The following is a 16,551-nucleotide window of genomic DNA, read 5'->3' as shown; positions in this document are numbered from 1 at the left end:
TGTCCCCTTCTGGGTGATCATCTACGGGTAGCCACGGCGTACGGGTGCTCGTAGGTTCTGGGAGAGGACGCCTGTCGTGATGTTCGCTGTAGTGGGGCTCGTGCTGGTCGGCATCGTCGGCTTACTGAACCTGGCGATCCTGCTGGTCGTGCTCCGCCGGTGGCGAGAGCTGGAGGCCACGGGCGGTGGCGGCCACAGTCACGGTTCCCCCGGTGCCGAAGCCTCCTCCACCGTCCGGATGATCGATCGCATTCCGAACTTCTCCGCCCGCGCCCTCGACGGCACCGCCGTGACCGAGCGCACACTGCTCGGGAGGGAGGCCCTGATCGGATTCTTCTCCCTCACCTGCAAGGCCTGCGTCGAGGCCGTGCCCCTCTTCGCCGGGCACGCCGAGCGGCTGCGGGCCGCCGGAGGAACTTCCTTGGCGATCGTCCACGGAGACGACTCGGCCGGCAGCGAACTGGCCGCGACGCTCAATGAGGTGGTCGACATCGTGATCGCCGAGGACTCGAAGGCCGAGTTGTCGAAGCTGTACGGAACCAAGCACTACCCCACCTACGCCTGGTACGGCCCGAACGGCCTGGTGACCACGGCGGGCGCGGGCATCGCCGCCCTGCGAACAGAGCTGATCGCCCCTTGACATCCCGCAGACCATCCCCCATGCCCGCGGGCTGTGGGGCCGCCACGTTCGACCCATTCGTGGCGGCGCTCGGCCCGTGGTGGAAAACCGATCACCTCACCCCCAAGGAGAGATCATGTTCCAAAGCATGACCCGGCGTGTCACCCGCGCCGTCGAGGCGCTGCTTCCCAAGGCCACCGCCGACGCCGGCTGCCCGCCGGACTCGTGGATGGAGTACAAGACCCAGGGCGGCGTGTGCTTCGGCCGTACCTGCACCATCAACGGCGCCTGCGTGAAGCACTGCGGCCCCTGGTACAGCTACAGCAACAACTACTGCTGACGCCCTCCTGCCGTCGGTCCGCATGACTCCTGATTGACGCGCCGCGTGGCCGCTCTCGCCGAGGGCGGCCACGTAGGTCCGGGCGCTCCAGGAACGCGCGTGCCCGCCTTCGCCAGGGCGGCCGCGCGCTCACGCACCACCTCTTCGAGGAGCTTCCGTGCTGTACGTATCGTTCGCCTGCCGCCTCGTCGTGGTGGCGGTCATGGCGCTCGCGGCGGTGGCCAAGCTGCGCTCACCGGGCACCTTTGCCGCCTCGCTGGAAGGTCTGGACTTCGTTCCCGCGCGACTGCGTCGTCCGCTGGTCGTGCTGGTTCCGGCCGCCGAGTTGCTCATCGCGCTGCTGCTGGCCCTGCCGGCCACCGTCACCGCGGGTTTCCTGGCCGCCACGCTGTTCTGCTGCGGCCTGACGGCCGTTCCGATCCTCGTCGTGGCCCGCGGGAAGAAGGTGAAGTGCGCCTGCTTCGGCGCCAGTGAGGTGCCCATGAGCGGTTGGCACATCGCCCGCAACGCGGTGCTGCTGGCGGCGGCGGGACTGGGCTCGTTCGTGGCGCTCGCTCTCGGCGATGGCGTTCCCGCAGACGTTCCAGGGATCGCGCTGGCCGTGGTCGCCGCCGGCGTGCTCACCACTTTGATCGTCTTCGTCGACGATATCGCCGCGCTCTTCCAGTCCCCGGTCGCGGCCGGGGATCTCGGCCGGTGAGACGGCGCAGGAGCCGGAAAGGACATCCGTGGAATACCTCGTCGCAGGGCTCGTTCTGGTCGCGGCGCTCACCGCGCTGAACCTCGTGCTGACCCTGGCCGTGGTGCGTCGCTGGCGCGCCCGTGTGAGCACTTCGCCGGCCGCTCACCCGCACCGCCACGACTCCGCCTCCCTCGGCGGGGAACCGCAACTGGGCATCGCACCCGGAGACCGGATGCCCGGATTCTCCGCGATCACCACCGACGGCGCCACGGTCACCAACGACGAGCTGGCCGGTCGGCGCGCGCTGATCGCCTTCCTCACGCTGGACTGCGCGAGCTGCGACGACAGCGTGCCCGAGTTCGGCGAGCACGCGCGCCGGGTACGGGACGCGGGCGGCCAGGTACTGGCCACGGTGGTCGGCGTCGACGCGGCAGGAAGTGAACTGGCCGCCCGGCTCGTGGGCGTCGCGGACTATGTGGTGCCCGAACTCCTCGACGCACCGGTCGGCGCTGCGTTCGGGGTCCGTTTCTACCCGGGATTCGCCCACTACGGTCCCGACGGAGTCGCCACCGCCACCAGTGTCGGCCTGCAGGGGCTGGGCGAGACCGCCCGGCCTTCGGTGCCGTGAGCGGCGACGATGACGCGAGATGACGTGACGGAGCCCGGCGTCTCCGTCGTCCGCGGAATGAAGGCGGCGTACGCGCTCGCCTGGCAGGCCTGCCCCGGCATGCTGCTCCTCCAGCTCGTCACGGCGGTGATCGGGGGCATGGCGCCGGTGGCCACCGCCTGGCTGACCAAGATCGCGCTCGACGAGATCACCGCCCCCGCCCCTCGTGCCGGGGCACTGGTGTGGATGGCGGCCGGCATCGGTGTCCTGGGCATCGCGATGGCTGCCGCCTCGGCCATCACGAACTACGCGCAGGGGCGCGCCCGGCGCGCCATCGGCCTGCACTCACAGGACCGGCTGTTCGACGCGGTCAACCGGATGAGCGGGCTGGCACGCCTGGAGGAGCCGCGCTTCCATGACCGGCTGCGGCTGGCCCAGCAGTCCGCGGAACACGCCCCGGACCAGTTGGTCCAGATGGGCCTGTCCACCCTGCAAGGGACCCTCGGCATCGCCGGGTTCCTGGGCACGTTGGTGGCGATCAACCCCGTCATGACCGGCGTCGCGCTGGCCGCCGCCGCCCCCGCGATGATCGCCCATCTGACGCTGGGCCGGCGGCGGGCGGGGCTCATGTGGCGTACCAGCCCCGGCATGCGACGCAAGATCTTCTACCAGATGCTGCTGACGGACCTGCAGGCCGCCAAAGAGGTCCGCCTGTTCGGACTGGGGAGCTTCCTGCACGGCCGGATGCTCACCGAGCTGCGCGCGGCCAACAGCGCCGAGGACCGACTGGAGCGGGGCGTGGTGCGCGTCCAGGTCTTCCTGGCCGTCCTCGGAGCGCTGTTGTCGGCTGCGGGGCTGCTGTGGGCCGTGCACGCCGCAGCCACCAGGACGATCAGCGTCGGTGACGTGTCGGTCTTCATCGCCTCACTGGCCGGGCTTCAGTCCGGGCTCAGCGTGCTGGTGCAGGGCATCGCCATGGGACATCAGTCCGCTCTGGTCTTCCACCACTATCTGACGGTGGTCGGGGTGCGGGACGACCTGGCCGCGCCCTCGCAGCCCCGGGAGCTCGCCCCGTTGGCCGGTTCCATCGAACTGCGCGATGTGTGGTTCCGCTACGGCGAGGACTCTCCGTGGGTGCTGCGCGGGCTGAACCTGACCATCCCGTACGGCACCAGCCTGGCCGTGGTCGGGCTCAACGGCGCAGGCAAGAGCACCCTCGTCAAGCTGCTCTGCCGGTTCTACGACCCGCAGCGCGGCTCCGTGCTGTGGGACGGGGTGGACATCCGCGACGTTCCCGTGGCGCAGTTGCGTCAGCGGATCGGGGCCGTGTTCCAGGACTACATGGACTACGACCTCACCGCCGCCGAGAACATCGGGCTCGGGGACCTGGAGGCGATCGACGACCCGGATCGGATCCTGGCCGCGGCCGATCGCGCCGGGGTCCACGAGACGGTCGAGCGGCTGCCGAACGGCTACCAGACGCTGCTGAGCAGGGTGTTCCACGCAGGAGAGGAGGAGGACGACGAGGAGGGCGCGCGAACGAGCGGCGTCCACCTCTCCGGCGGGCAGTGGCAGCGCCTGGCGCTGGCCCGAGGGCTGATGCGCCAGGGCCGCGACCTGATGATCTTGGACGAGCCCAGCTCGGGCCTCGATGCGGTGGCCGAGGCGGCGGTCCACGACCGGCTGCGGGAGCTGCGCGCGGGCTCCACCAGCGTCCTGGTCTCCCACCGGCTCAGCGCCGTCCGCCGGGCCGATCGGATCGTCGTCGTGCAGGACGGCCAGATCCTCGAGAGTGGCGACCACGCCTCACTCACCGCGTCCCCGGACAGCGTCTACGCCAGGCTCTTCCGCACGCAGGCGGAGGGCTATCAGGAGGATCCGGCCTCGTCGGCGGGCAACGTCGTCGGGCCGCTGCCCGGGGAAAGCGGCGCGGTGCCGACCTCGGTGGCCGGCGGATGAGCCAGACCCTGATCTGGGCCGGCGCGGCGGCGCTGGTGATCGGGATCGTACCGGCGGCCCGCCTGCTGCTGTCCACCGTCACCGTGCGGGGCGGCAGCATGACCCCGACCCTGCATCACGGTGATGTGCTGCTGGTGCTGCGCCACCGACGCCGGGCCCGGCCCGGCCGGCTCGTGGTCGTCCAGCGGCCCGACCCGCGTACGGGGTGGACCGGCCCCGTCACCTCCAGCGGGTGGTACGTCAAACGGGTCGTCGCGGTGGCCGGGGACCCGATGCCGCCCTGGGTGGCGGGGGACCAGCCCGGCCGCGTGCCGCCGGGCATGCTGGTGTTGCGCGGAGACCATCCCCGCTCGGAGGACTCCAAACAGTGGGGCCTGTGCCCGGCGGACCGGATGTACGGAGTGGTGCTGCTGCGGCTGCGCACCGGCGGCGAGCGCGTCACCGCCTGACCCCCTGATGCGGGAGGCTGCTGCGGTGGGGCGACAAGCAGGAGAACCCGAGCTGCCCTCATGGGTCGGATTCTCGCCGATGCCGGAATCAACACGGTGCTCACCGGCGTCCGCATGCCCCGCATGAACTCGGTTGTGGACAGGTGGGTGCAGTCCTGCCGCCGCGAGCTCCTGGACCGCTGCCTGCTCTGGAACGAACGCCACCTGCGGCACGCCTTGTGCGAGTACGAACAGTTCTGCAACCAGCACCGAGCCCGTCAAGCTCTGGTCCAGGCGGCGCCACTGCGCGCCGTCCCAGGTCCGATCACCGATCCAGCCAAAATCGTCGACCTGAACGTACGCCGACGAGACCGCGACCTTCTCGACGGAACCTCGGTACGCGACGCGGCCGCCCGTAGCATCGAACTGCTCGGCGGCATCGACGGCCTGGCCGGCGTCGCCGTTTCGGCTCGGCACCCTGACATCGCGACACCTCGTACCTCCGGACTGCCGTCCGGAGGTACGAGGGAGCGAACGGTTTTCCGGCCGCCGCCCCCTCGTGGGTTCGTTACTGGACGGCGCCGGATCGGGTGAGGAGGTCCTGGTACCAGGTGTCGTACGGGCGGTTGGTCGCCGGATGGTTGGCCAGTGGGCTGGTCGCGTCGCCCGCCGAGTCGAAGTTCCAGCCGCGGGCGAGCCGTCCCGTCTGCCGGGCCGAGGTGATGAACGCCGACTGGGTGGCGGGCGCGGCGTAGAACAGCGCGCCCTGTTGGAGCTCCGCGCTGTCGCCCTGCTGGAACTCGTCGAAGGCGACCTGCTGGTAGCGGATGCGGTCGCCGGCGTGCTTGTCGGTGTCGATGCGCAGGGTCTGGGACGGGGTCGGGCCGTCGGCGCCGGTCCACACGCGCACGCGTGAGGTGCCGCTGGTCGAGGTGGTCTTGTCGTAGCGGGCGTCGGAGGTCTTGGCGTTGCCGCTCCACGAGGCCGTCATCGCGCCGGCGTCGAGCACGCCGTCCCAGCTCCAGTTCTGGCTGCCGCTCTGGCTGCGGTGGATCTCGCGCAACCGGGTGCCGGTCGCGTCGGTGAACCTGATCGTGGGCAGGACGCCGTCATCGTACTTGCGGCTGGCTGACCAGGTGATCTCGCCGTCGGCGCCGAGGCGGCCCACGCGGTACCACAGCGTGGTTCCGTTCTGGGACTGGTGGACCTCGACCAGGTCGCCGTTGTCGTTCAGCGCGACGGCCGGTGTGACGCCGTTGTCGTACTTTCCGTGGCGTAGCCAGGTCACCCGGCCGTCGGCGCCGTACGTGCCGGACCAGTACCAGAGCGCGCCCGAACCCGAGTCGTGCACCTCCACGACCTGGCCGCGGCCGTTGATCGCGATGGCCGGGTTGTAGCCGATGTCTCGCTTGTACTCGGTGCGGGTCTTGCCGTTGCCGGAGATCAGGGGGATCACCCGGCCGCGCAGCGCGTCCACGGTCGGCGGGCTCGCCGGGTAGTCCTCGGCCCGGAACAGCCGCGCGCCGAAGACGGAGACGAACTCCTGGTTGAGCGCCGCCAGGTTGCCCGCGGCGTACGAGGTGTTGTCGGTGAGGTCGTCCTTGATGTCGAGCGCGACGACGATCGGTGCGGCGGTGGGATGCTGCGCGGACCAGGTGTTGATCACGTTGAGCCAGTCGCGCAGGAGGTTCGACGCGGGGTTGCCCGCGTGGTCGACCTGGTTGCCCGGGGAGTCGTGGCCGATGGAGTAGTCGCGCGAGGTGGCGTAGTCGTTGTCGTGGATGTCGAGTTCGATGAAGCGGATGCCGTGGTCGAGTTGGTAGGTGATCGAGTTCCTGGCGCCGGAGATGTTTCCCGAGTAGCTGTTGTGCGTGGCGCGGAAGATCGCCGAGGGTAACGGCTGATCGGCCAGCGCCTCGGCGGGCCCGCTGATCAGCAGCGCGGCCGCGGCGACGGCGAGCACGGACAGGACGGTTCTTGAACGGAACATCCTCTGATCCTCACGTCGGGGATCTTCCCAGCCAATACGATCATGCGCGTCCGGCCAACCCGGTCGGTAGCTTTGTTCAGCTCCGGCCGCCGGTCTCTGAGGAGATCCGCGTTCTGATCGTCCGGCCGGCGCGGGGAGCATCCGCGGGAGTGAGGGAGGGGACGGTCCGCCGGGTCCTGGCGGCGGCGGGGTTGGGGCCCGCGCCGCGTCGGGCTTCACCGACCTGGCGCCAGTTCCTCATCTTTCAAGCCCTCGGCATCCTGGCATACGACTTTGTCCATCTGCCTCTCCTGAACGCCGGCCGAGATATCATTCACCTAGTCGGCTGAATATGCGAGCACCACACCTAAACAGCCGGTTAACTCTCGCGGAACCTCGCCGCCACCCCACGTCGGCCGCCATCCACGCACGTATTTTGTCTATCCCATCAAAATTTGCTCCTGTGTGGCGGAGGCGCGACGTGGACAACTTTCCATGGGAAGTCGTTTTCGCGGCTTTTGGTATCCTTGTTCCACTTGTAGCCTTTCTGTGGGAGTTTATCTTTGTCGGGCGCAAGCGGCTGGGCTATCGCGTGCAGATGGACACCGTCGCCGCCGCCGACGTCAGCTCGCAGAGCGCCGGAGTGCTGAAACAGCTACAGCCGGAGGACGGCAGGAAACTGGTCGACCCGTCGTTCGTGCTGCTGCGCATCGAGAACACCGGCACGAAGAACATCGACACCCACGACTACGCGGTCCTCGACGACGACAAGGTCGGCATCCGCATCACGTTCCCGGGACGTCGGCTGGCCGGAATGGTGGTGACCGAGCTCAGCGACGACTTCCTGCGCCACTCTTTCGGCGAGGACTCGGGGCTGACCATGCGCGACGGGATCATCGAGCTCCCCAAGGTGCCGTTGAACCACTCCCAGCACTACAAGGTCCTTGCCGCCCTCGAACGGGCCCCCGACAACACCAGCGGCTCTCTCAAGTTCGAGGACCCGAGGATCGTCGGAGGCATCAAAGGCGGAGTCGGGAGCGGGGGGATACGCGAGACCAAGAGCCGCACCGGAACCTCCTGGCGGGCGACCGCGCTGATCGGCTTCCTCGTAGTGATCATCGCCCTGCAGCTCGGCACCTACCTGCGCCGGGACTCGATTCCCCTGGACTGCGCGACAGGCACGCTCACCCTCACAGGCTCCACCGCCTTCGACCCCGTCCTGCGGGAGGCCGCCGCCTCGTACAGACGCACCTGCCCCGGCGCCGGCTTCGCCTTCGAGTTGCAAGGTAGCGGCGTGGGCATACGCGCGCTCGACGAGGCGGGGCGCAAGAACGCCTCCGTGAACAACGACCGGCTGGCGTTCTCCGACGGCCCCAAAGCAGAGGGGTTCCCCAAGCTGCTGCCGCGCCCCATCGCACTGTCCCTGTTCACCCTCGTGATCAGCAAGGAGGCAGGAGTGCAGGATCTGTCCCTGGACCAGATCAAGCAGATCTACGACGAGCGGGTCACCACGTGGAAGGAGCTGGGCGGAAACGACCAGCCGGTCCGGTTCGTCGACCGGCACTCCGACTCCGGGACCCGGAAGGCCTTCGAGCAGAAGATCCTCGGCGAGGGGGAACCCGGCGACACCTCCGACGACTGCCTGAAGCGCAGGCCCGACGCCCCGCCCGGAATCGTACGCTGCGTACGAGGCTCCACCGATGACGTGCTGGACGCCGTCGCCAACACCCCCGGCGCCATCGGCTACAGCGAGGTCGGGGCCGCCTTCGCCCGTTCCGACCTGCTGACCGTACGGATCAACGGCCACCGGGCAACGCCGGAGGCGGCCGACTACGGGGCCTACCCGTTCTGGGAGACGGAGTACGCCTATACCTATGGGGAGCCCAAGGCCGACTCGCTGGCCGCCAGCTTCCTGCGGTACCTGACGAACGAGGTCGGCAAGGACATCGTGCGCTCACACAGCCACCGCCCGTGCGGCGAACTGCAGAACCCGGAGCTGTGCCATCCCCCGGACCCCGCGCCGAGCTCCTCCCCACTTCAGTGAGCCTTTTCCTCCCGTAGCTGGCCGGCGTGAGATTCGGCACCCTCACCTCAGCCGCAGTGCACGTTGTCCAGTTCGAGGATCGTCCAGGCCGGGACCGTCGCGGCCAGGTCTGGAGATCGTGACCCGCTTCCAGGTCTCGGTGTCGGCGGTGGAGCCGTAGCCGTAGGTCAGGGCGCAGTTCTTGCCGGTGCTGGAGCTGTAATGCACCTCCAGAGTGCCCGTGCGGGTGCCGTTCTTGGAGACGGGGTAGACGCCGACCCTGGTGTAGCCGCTGCCGCAGGGTCCGGCCGCAGCGGCGGCCGGGCCCGTGGAGGCGGACCCGGCCGGAAGCGCAGGCGGTCAGGGCTTCAGGTCGAGAGGACCGTCCTGGAAGATCCCTTCGACGACTCGGTAGGGATATTCGGTGAGGGTCGCTCCGGGCCCGCTGCTGTTCTCGTACTCGAACCCGGAGTAGCGGCCCCTGGTGGAGTAGGCGCCGCTGTCGCCGCTGTTCTCGAGGAACGTGTGGCGGGCGGCCTCCTCGTGGCCGAGCTGGCTGCCCATGCGGTACGCGGCCTGGTTCGCCGCCTGCTCCTCCTTCTCGCGTGCGGCGTTCCAGGATTCGTAGTCACCGTCCGCGTCCGAGGTGTCCCACCGGTTCCTGGCGATCTCCACCTGGCGGACGAACTCTGCGGCGAGGCCCTCGGAGCCGGCCCAGCCGGCCCCCTGGATGCGGATGGCGTTGAGCTGGGGGTTGTAGGAGGATCCCGTCGTGGAGCCGCCGTCCTGGTACAGCGTGGTGATGCCGCGTTCCTCGGCGAAGGCGAGCGCCGCCCGGCCCTCGGGGGTCTGCTTCAGCACCCGCTCGGCGTCTTCGCGGGCTTGCGGGTTGTCGTCGAAGGGATCGAGGGCGAGCGCGCTGGCCGTCAGGAAGATCGTCTGCAGCCCGGTCACGCCCACACCCACCATTCTGTTGGGGCGGGCCGTGGTCCATTCCACCAATGCCTTCAGCAGCGCCTTCGCGCCCTGGAGGGGGTGGACGGCGCCGCTGGCGATGCTCTTCGCCACCTGTCCCCGCGCGGCGCTGAGCCCCTTACGTGTCGCCAGGACCTGCAGCCTGCCGAGCAGCGCGCCGACCCCCGGGTTCACCATGAACGCGCGGAGGAGCCTGGCCAGAAGCACGATGAGCGCGAGGACGACGATCCACTTCCACATGGTCCTGAGCACCACGAGAAGGGTCGTCGCGCCGCCGGCCACGAGGCTGGCCACGGCTCCATCGTTCGTCCGCGCCTCTTCGGAGCCGTAGGACTCTTCGAAGACGTCGAGGTCGGCGCCAGTGTTGCCGGACGCCCTCACGTGGCCGACGGCCGCCCCCGCCTGCGATTGGGTGCCCTGGTTGGCGGCGGCGAGATCCATCAGCCCGCCGGCCCCGTCGAGGCGGGTCATCTCGTCGCGGGGCCAGGGGGCCTCGTCCGCGACGAGGCTGTGTACCCACTGGAGCGAGGAGGGCAGCTCCCAGGTCATGCTTCCTCCACGCCGGCGCCCACATTACCGGCGGACTGCACGTTGGCCTGCTCGGCGTTCGCATGGTTCCGCTCGGAAAGGCGGACTTTGTCCGCGCGTTCGCGCAGGAGCCTGGCGGTGGCGGCGAACGCCTCCCGCGTGAGGCCGGGCAACTCGGCGAACTCGGCGTCGAACTGTGCACTCAGCTCGTCGAGGTCGCCGGTGCCCGCCTGGTGGGCGCGGTCGAGAGTGCCCTGGAGTACGCGGTCGAGACCGTCGGCCGCCTCCGACAACTGGCCGGCCGAGACCAGCCGGGTGCCGTAGACGGTCTGGATCTCCCTGTTGGTGTCGCTCATCGTCGAACTCCCGCTCCGTCTGGTCTCATGCGCCTGGGATCTCCGTCCGGCCGCGCGCTCATGGCTTCGGCTGCATCAGCCGGTCGAGCCTCGCGGTGAGTTCGTTCGCGACGACGAGGATCTCGTCCATACGGGCGTGGGCGTCGGCCTTGACGTCCTGGAGCAGGGTGGTCAGCTCGGGCGTCTCCATGCGCAGGGCCTCGGGGATGGCCTGTGCGGCCCGCTCCTGCGCGGCGTCGCGGGCCCGCCCGAACGCGTCCCTGATCGCGGCCGAGAGCTCTTCCGAGGAAAGGCGCATCGCCCGCGGGTCGATCTTCAGGCCGACCAGGTCGCTGGTGCCGTCGACCTCAACCTCGACCAGGCCGTTCGCCGCCGCGGCCGTCTCCCGCAGTGCGGAGAACTGCGCGACGAGATCGGGCTGTTCCGCGGCTGCCATGCGCTTCACTCCCACCCATCAAGGCAATTTCTGATCATTGCGGACAGGGACGATCCAAGCAGATGACGCTGAGATCCCCTGCAAATGATCATTAACATTCACGGACGATTCACCGCACGTTCCCCGAGGGCCACCCTCCGTGACCGGCTGGCCCGTCTCGCATGTCGCGCGAGACCTCGGCGTCAAGACCGCACCCGCCTTTCCATGATCGAGTTCATCCGTGGCATTCGGACGTAGGTGAGCAAGGAGAAGAGCTACAAGGCCATGACCTGGGCGGATGGCATTATCGGCAGGCGCAGAGATCCCAGAAGTCGATGCCGTCGTCGCCACCCAGGGCAAGGGTCTTCCCGTCCGACGGACCCGCTGCTGGTGGGGTGCCGGAGGACGCGGGTTCGTGGGTGTCGAGGCGAGTGGCTGGTTCGAGGGCATCCACCGGCCAGACGGGTGCCGAGCTGTGTGGTTCGGACGTGCCGGCCAGCCGTCTGAGCCGGTCACGAGCGGTTTCGGCGGTCAGGCGCTCGGCTGGGTTCTTGATCAGCAGCCCGTCCAGGACCGCGGTGAGCGGCCCGGAGTGCTGTGGCGGAGCAGGATCCTGAGTCGCGATGGCGACGAAGAGGGAACTGAGGATACGGCCCGAGAACGGCGGACGACCCTCCACGGCGGTGTAGAGGGTGGCGCCGAGGGACCACAGGTCGGACGCGGGCGTCGCGGGAAGTCCGCTCACCTGCTCGGGCGACATGAAGGTCGGAGTGCCGAGGACGGCGCCGGACATCGTGAGCCTGGTGTCGCCCTCGAGCGCGGCGATGCCGAAATCGGTGACGACGACACGCTCGCCCTCGAGGAGGATATTGGCGGGCTTGAGATCACGATGCACGACACCTGCGGCACGCGCCGCGATCAAAGCGTCCAGGATCTTCACGCCGAGGTCGGAGACCCGGGCGACAGGGAGCCGTCCTTCGCGCTGGAGCAGGTCTTCGAGCGAGCCTCCCTGGATCAGCTCCATGACGATCCATGGGCGTCCATCGTCACCCACGAGGGTTGTACACCGTCACGATCCCAGGGTGTTTCAGTCTGGCGGCGGCCCTGGCCTCGCGCTCCATCCGTGCGTACAGGTTGCGCCGGTCCTGTTCGGAGATGTGCTCGGGAAGCCGCAACTCCTTGACCGCGACCGGACACGGCCCAACTCCACATCCAGCGCCCGCCACACGGCACCCATGCCGCCCTTGCCGAGAGAGCCGAGAACTCGATACCGCCCCGCCGAGATCCGCTGAAGATCTTCGCCCACGGGCTCACCGTAGCTGGGCACTTGAGACCAAGAATCCGAATTGGTGGAACCTGCCCATGGACATCCGGATCCGCGAAGCGCTCACGCTGCCCGCGCTGGTCAGCACCGTGGCGCTGTCCCTGGCCAGGAGGCCGAAGTCGAGCAGGAGACCGGCATGACGCTCGACGGGTGGAGGCTGATCCAGCGACCGGCGCTCCGGGCCGCGACAGTCGTCCCGGGGCCACGCGGCCCCAGGGCCACGCCGCTCGTGGTTACACGGCGATCCGCTTGGTGGCGTCGACCGACCGGACGAACTCCGCGTCCAGCAGCCCGGCCAGGGTGGTGAGTTGCCAGGACTCACGGTCCTTGCGCCAGACCAGGCCCATCTGCGACGCCTCGTCGAGGCCGTCGATGCCCAGATAGCGTACGTCGCCGCGGGTGGCGCGCTCGGTCAGCGGACGGCACACGAGCATGCCGTGGTCGCCCGCCGCCACCAGCGCCAGCCCCTCCTCGACCGTGGTGATGCCGGTGGTGGAGCGGATCGGGGCGCCCCCCGGCGTGGTGTGCGGCACCCGGGCCGCCCTCCAGTAGTCCGGCGCGTCCCCCCGCGGATGCAGGACGTCCAGCGTCGCCAACTCCTCGACGTGCACCCGACCGGAGCCCGCCAGCGGATGCCAGGCGGCCACGGCCAGCAGCCGGTCCTGCGGAGGGAACCGGAAGCCGGTGGTCAACGCGGGCTCGTTCACCGGGAGTTCCACCACGGCGGCGTCGACTCGGCCGTCCAGCAGGGCCGTGAAGGGCGAACCGAGCGGGATCTCGCTCAGCACCAGCGCCACGTCGTGGTCGATGCGCAGCCGCCGGAACGCCTCGGTCACCTCCTCGTAGAGGCTGCCGTGGAATCCGATCCGCAACTGGCTCAGGGTGCGGCTGCGCGCGCGTTCCCTGGCCTGGACGATGACCCTGCTCAGCGCCTGGTAGGCGGGACGCACGTCCTCGACGAACTGGGCTCCGAACCGGCTCAGGGCCACGCTGCGGCTGGTGCGGTCGACGAGTCGCACCCCGACCCGCCGTTCCAGACCGGCGACGAGCTGGCTCACCCGGCTCTGCGAACAACCCAGCCGTTCGGCCGTCCGGCCGAAGTGCAGCTCCTCGGCCAGCACGAGCAAGCACTCGATCTCCTGTACGTGGACCTGGTTCATCGCGCCCCTTCGACGTCCCGATCGATTACCCACACTGATCGAACCTTGAGGAGATCGCCGTTGTTCCAGGTCCGGCGCGCTGCTTGGTTGGTTGTCATGGCTTCGCATTCGCCGGTGCGGCACACCGGGTCTGATTCGGCACGCACGACCCCGTGGCAGTGGGTGTCGGTCCTGGTGCTCTCGTTGAGTACGTTCGTGGTCGTCACCTCGGAGATGCTGCCGGTCGGGGTGCTCACCCCGATGGCCGACGGCCTGCGGATCGCCCCGGGCACCGCGGGGTTCAGCCTGACCGTCACGGGCCTGGTCACCGCCGTCACCGCCCCGGCCGTCCCCCGGCTGCTGGGAGCGTGGGACCGGCGCGCGGTGCTCGCGGCCGCGATGGCGGTCCTGGCCGCCGGGAACGTCCTGACCGCCGTCGCGCAGGGCTTCGGCCTGCTCGTCGCCTCCCGGATCGTCCTTGGGGTCGGCATGGGCGTGGTGTGGGGGCTGGCCGCCGCCGTCGCGACCCGGCTCGTCGCGCCCCGCAACATCGCCCTCGCCGTCTCCGCCACCGTCAGCGGGGTCGCTGCGGCGTCCGTCGTCGGCGTCCCCCTCGGCACCCTGATCAGCAACACCTTCGGCTGGCGCACCGCGTTCGCCGCCCTCGCCGTCGGCTCCGTGCTGCTCGCCGCCGGACTGCTGCTGACCCTGCCCAAGCTGCCCAGGCCCGAGACCCCGGCGGACGCCGACGACGCGACGGGACGGGAGTCGCTGCTGCGCAGCCGTCCGGTTGTCGTCGGGCTGGTCCTCGTGCTCCTGCTCGTCACCGCGCACTTCGCCGCCTACACCTACGTACGGCCCGTCCTGGAGGAACGCACCGAGCTGGAACCGGGCCCCATCGCCCTGGTCCTGCTTGTCTACGGTCTCTTCGGGCTGGTCGGCAACTTCGCCGCCGGCTCCCTGGCCGCCTGGCGCGCCCGGGTCACCGTCCTCGGCCTGACGGCGGGCATCGCCCTGTCGGTGGCGCTGCTGGCCCTCTTCAGCACCACGGCGGGTCTCACCGGGGTGAGCGTCGCCCTGTGGGGGCTGACCTACGGCGGGCTGTCGGTGGCCGGGCAGATCTGGATGACCCAGGCCGCGCCGCACCGGGTGGAGCAGGTGACCGGTGTCTACGTGGGCGTCTTCACCGCGGCCATCGCCCTGGGCGCCTTCCTCGGCGGGACCGTCGTCGAAGCCGCCGGGATCCCCACGCTGCTGTGGGGCGCCGCGGTGCTCGCGGCGCTGGCCCTCGCCGTCGGGCTGGCCGGAGGCGGTACGACGCCCGCGCGCACGCCCACGACCGAGCCCACGACCGAGCCCACGACTGGGCCCACGACTGGGCCTGGGGTGCTCCCCGGGGAACGCCCGGCACCCTCGCCGGCGACCGAGTGCCCCGGCACCTGAACCGGCACCGCCGTGCGCGGCCCTCGGACGCCCTGGCCCATGTGGTGTCGCAGCTTCCGGTGCAACTCAGGCGGGGACAATGTCAGACACGCAGTACGGTGACATCTCGGTCGGAGGGCGTGGTCACCTGCTCGAACCCACCGCGTTCCTTCCACGGCGGGGCTTCTGGGCGGCGGTCGAAGATCACCAGCACGCCGGTGGAAAGGGTGAGGCGGTCGAGGTACCGGTCGAGTTGTGCGAGGCCGTCGGGCGTCGGGTCGTGCTCGCCGGCTCGCCAGACCTTCAGCTCCATGGCCTCCCGCTGCATCAGTCGTTCGCCTTCCGGGCTGGTGTAGGGCCAGCGGACCAGGACGTCCAGGCGCTTGGTGCCGGCGGCGTACTCGCGGTCGAGGTAGCCTCCGCCGTTGGCGAGGCGGTGCAGGAAGGCCATGAGGATGATCTGGCAGGCGGCCTCGTGGTAGCCCTCCTGCCGGATGAGCACTTCGCCGTGCTCACGCCAGAACACGACGAACTCCCGCAGCAGGCGCGGCAGGTCGAAACGGCCGTCCGGGAGCACGAAACTGTGCGGATCGGTCTTCACGAACCGCTCCGTGCGGTGGCCCAGGACTCGTAGCAAGACCTCTCGGTAGATCGGGTTGGCGATCTCCAGGTCCCTGGTTCCCCGGATGAGGCCCAGATCGTGAGCGTAGGAGACGTCATCGTCGAAAGAAGTGTCCGTGTCTGGCCACGTTCCCGCCATGATCGGCTCGATCACTCGTTCCACTCGGGGTTCGCGTAGTCGGGCGGCCAGCGTGTCGAGGTGGGTGGCCCGCTGCCGGATGAGCCGCTCCTTGGCGTCTTCCACCTGCCCGGCGCCGATCGTCCCGGTCAACCTCATCTCGGAGATGGTCTCATCGGCGATGGCGTTGACCAGCCACGGCTGTCCCTGCGTCAGCTCGAAGACCCGATCCACCGCATCCTTGGCGAACTCCTGGCCGGTCGCCTGCGTGTGCTGGCCGTACAACTCGGCGATCTGATCGGCGGTGAAATCGCCCAGCCGCAGCGATTTGCGGATGATGTTAAACGGGCCGGCCGGGTTCGACCGGCCGGGGTCGCCGCCCGAGGCGACCTTGTAGTCACGCAGGTCGCGCAACCCGCACAGCACCACGGACGTGGGGAACGGTTGGCCGCCCGGCCGCGCGTTGTGACCGTCGCGGAGCTGGCTGAGGATGCTGACCAGGCTGTTGCCCTGTAGGGCGTCGATCTCGTCGAGGAACAGCACCACCCGGCGCGGGCAGCGGTGGCACCACTCGGTCAGCGCCGAACCGAACCGGGTGCCCGCCGGAGCCCGCAGCCAAGGATGCGGCGGCAGCAGTTCGTCTGGCCATCCTGCCCACTCGGTGGCCTGGCGGAGGGACTTCAGCAGGATCTCCTCCGCGGCGGCGTAGTCGTCACCGGCCGACTTGGCGCGCTCGCAGGAGAACATCAGGGCGGCGATGTCACTCTCGGCGGTGAGCTCGGACGCCAGGGTGCGCAGCGCTGTCGTCTTCCCGCTCTGCCGGGGCGCGTGCAGGACGAAGTAGCGGTCCATCTCGATGAGCTCGCGTGCCTGGGGGAGCCGTTGGGCGGGGGGCAGCATGTAGTGGTGCTGTGGGTCGCACGGGCCGGTGGTGTTGAAGTATCTCGCTCGGGGTGGCCGCATGGTCACAGTCTGCCACCTCGCTGGCGCTCGCGTTCGGTCAGCCGGGGCCATGCCGATGCGCCG

17 protein-coding genes are annotated in these 16,551 nt (G+C 69.7%); 9 read left to right on the top strand and 8 right to left on the bottom strand.

The genetic code is table 11. The annotated features are described in order from the left end of the window. The first annotated feature begins 79 nt into the window (after positions 1 to 79). From ABD844_RS49345 to ABD844_RS49315, 7 genes are all read left to right on the top strand, one after another. Positions 80 to 640, top strand: a complete 561-nt coding sequence (locus tag ABD844_RS49345; RefSeq protein ID WP_344896035.1) for a redoxin domain-containing protein — start codon at positions 80 to 82, stop codon at positions 638 to 640. Positions 641 to 755: 115 nt separating this feature from the next. Beyond that, a complete protein-coding gene (locus ABD844_RS49340; protein ID WP_344895900.1) occupies positions 756 to 959 on the top strand; it encodes a hypothetical protein in 204 nt (67 codons plus the stop codon). A 157-nt stretch (positions 960 to 1,116) separates the two neighbouring features. Further along, a complete protein-coding gene (locus tag ABD844_RS49335) occupies positions 1,117 to 1,659 on the top strand; it encodes a MauE/DoxX family redox-associated membrane protein (RefSeq protein WP_344895897.1) in 543 nt (180 codons plus the stop codon). Between the two features lie 28 nt (positions 1,660 to 1,687). Beyond that, positions 1,688 to 2,269 (top strand): peroxiredoxin family protein, encoded by a 582-nt coding sequence (locus ABD844_RS49330; RefSeq protein ID WP_344895893.1) that lies wholly within the window; start codon positions 1,688 to 1,690, stop codon positions 2,267 to 2,269. A gap of 9 nt (positions 2,270 to 2,278) precedes the next feature. Further along, complete coding sequence (locus ABD844_RS49325) at positions 2,279 to 4,207, top strand: ABC transporter ATP-binding protein (RefSeq protein WP_344895890.1); 1,929 nt, start codon at positions 2,279 to 2,281, stop codon at positions 4,205 to 4,207. Further along, complete coding sequence (locus tag ABD844_RS49320) at positions 4,204 to 4,656, top strand: S26 family signal peptidase (protein WP_344895887.1); 453 nt, start codon at positions 4,204 to 4,206, stop codon at positions 4,654 to 4,656. The genes ABD844_RS49325 and ABD844_RS49320 overlap by 4 nt, the downstream gene beginning before the upstream one ends. A 60-nt stretch (positions 4,657 to 4,716) precedes the next feature. After that, the gene (locus ABD844_RS49315; protein ID WP_344895884.1) at positions 4,717 to 5,229 is read left to right on the top strand and encodes a hypothetical protein; all 513 of its coding nucleotides are present in this window, start codon (positions 4,717 to 4,719) and stop codon (positions 5,227 to 5,229) included. Here ABD844_RS49315 and ABD844_RS49310 read toward each other — a convergent pair. Further along, the gene (locus tag ABD844_RS49310; protein WP_344895881.1) at positions 5,204 to 6,625 is read right to left on the bottom strand and encodes a phosphatidylinositol-specific phospholipase C domain-containing protein; all 1,422 of its coding nucleotides are present in this window, start codon (positions 6,623 to 6,625) and stop codon (positions 5,204 to 5,206) included. The two genes, ABD844_RS49315 and ABD844_RS49310, sit on opposite strands and share 26 nt — an antisense overlap. A gap of 577 nt (positions 6,626 to 7,202) precedes the next feature. Here ABD844_RS49310 and ABD844_RS49305 point away from each other — a divergent pair. Continuing rightward, complete coding sequence (locus tag ABD844_RS49305; protein WP_344895878.1) at positions 7,203 to 8,648, top strand: substrate-binding domain-containing protein; 1,446 nt, start codon at positions 7,203 to 7,205, stop codon at positions 8,646 to 8,648. Between the two features lie 42 nt (positions 8,649 to 8,690). Here the strand turns inward: ABD844_RS49305 and ABD844_RS49300 are convergent, their stop codons facing one another. The 6 genes from ABD844_RS49300 to ABD844_RS49275 form a co-directional block, all read right to left on the bottom strand. Beyond that, on the bottom strand, positions 8,691 to 8,855 hold the full coding sequence (locus ABD844_RS49300; protein ID WP_344895875.1) for a hypothetical protein: 165 nt from the start codon (positions 8,853 to 8,855) through the stop codon (positions 8,691 to 8,693). A 132-nt stretch (positions 8,856 to 8,987) separates the two neighbouring features. Then, positions 8,988 to 10,151, bottom strand: coding sequence for a hypothetical protein (locus ABD844_RS49295; protein ID WP_344895872.1), 1,164 nt, complete (start codon positions 10,149 to 10,151; stop codon positions 8,988 to 8,990). Beyond that, positions 10,148 to 10,486, bottom strand: coding sequence for a hypothetical protein (locus ABD844_RS49290; RefSeq protein WP_344895869.1), 339 nt, complete (start codon positions 10,484 to 10,486; stop codon positions 10,148 to 10,150). Before ABD844_RS49290 ends, ABD844_RS49295 begins: the two co-directional genes overlap by 4 nt. A 58-nt stretch (positions 10,487 to 10,544) precedes the next feature. Next, complete coding sequence (locus ABD844_RS49285) at positions 10,545 to 10,922, bottom strand: YbaB/EbfC family nucleoid-associated protein (RefSeq protein ID WP_344895866.1); 378 nt, start codon at positions 10,920 to 10,922, stop codon at positions 10,545 to 10,547. Between the two features lie 283 nt (positions 10,923 to 11,205). Further along, on the bottom strand, positions 11,206 to 11,955 hold the full coding sequence (locus tag ABD844_RS49280) for a serine/threonine-protein kinase (RefSeq protein ID WP_344895863.1): 750 nt from the start codon (positions 11,953 to 11,955) through the stop codon (positions 11,206 to 11,208). 503 nt (positions 11,956 to 12,458) lie between these two features. Beyond that, positions 12,459 to 13,385: a LysR family transcriptional regulator gene (locus ABD844_RS49275; RefSeq protein WP_344895860.1), complete on the bottom strand. Its 927-nt coding sequence runs from the start codon at positions 13,383 to 13,385 to the stop codon at positions 12,459 to 12,461. Between the two features lie 174 nt (positions 13,386 to 13,559). Between ABD844_RS49275 and ABD844_RS49270 the strand changes: the two genes are divergently transcribed. Then, entirely contained in the window at positions 13,560 to 14,807 is a 1,248-nt protein-coding gene (locus ABD844_RS49270; RefSeq protein ID WP_344896032.1) for an MFS transporter, read from the top strand. 82 nt (positions 14,808 to 14,889) lie between these two features. Here the strand turns inward: ABD844_RS49270 and ABD844_RS49265 are convergent, their stop codons facing one another. Next, on the bottom strand, positions 14,890 to 16,488 hold the full coding sequence (locus ABD844_RS49265; protein ID WP_344895857.1) for an AAA family ATPase: 1,599 nt from the start codon (positions 16,486 to 16,488) through the stop codon (positions 14,890 to 14,892). Positions 16,489 to 16,551 lie beyond the last annotated feature (63 nt).

It is taken from the genome of Nonomuraea antimicrobica, from assembly GCF_039536965.1.
Lineage (GTDB): Bacteria > Actinomycetota > Actinomycetes > Streptosporangiales > Streptosporangiaceae > Nonomuraea > Nonomuraea antimicrobica.
Note: the sequence above shows the minus strand (reverse complement) of the source record. Positions and strands in the feature narration are given on the sequence as shown.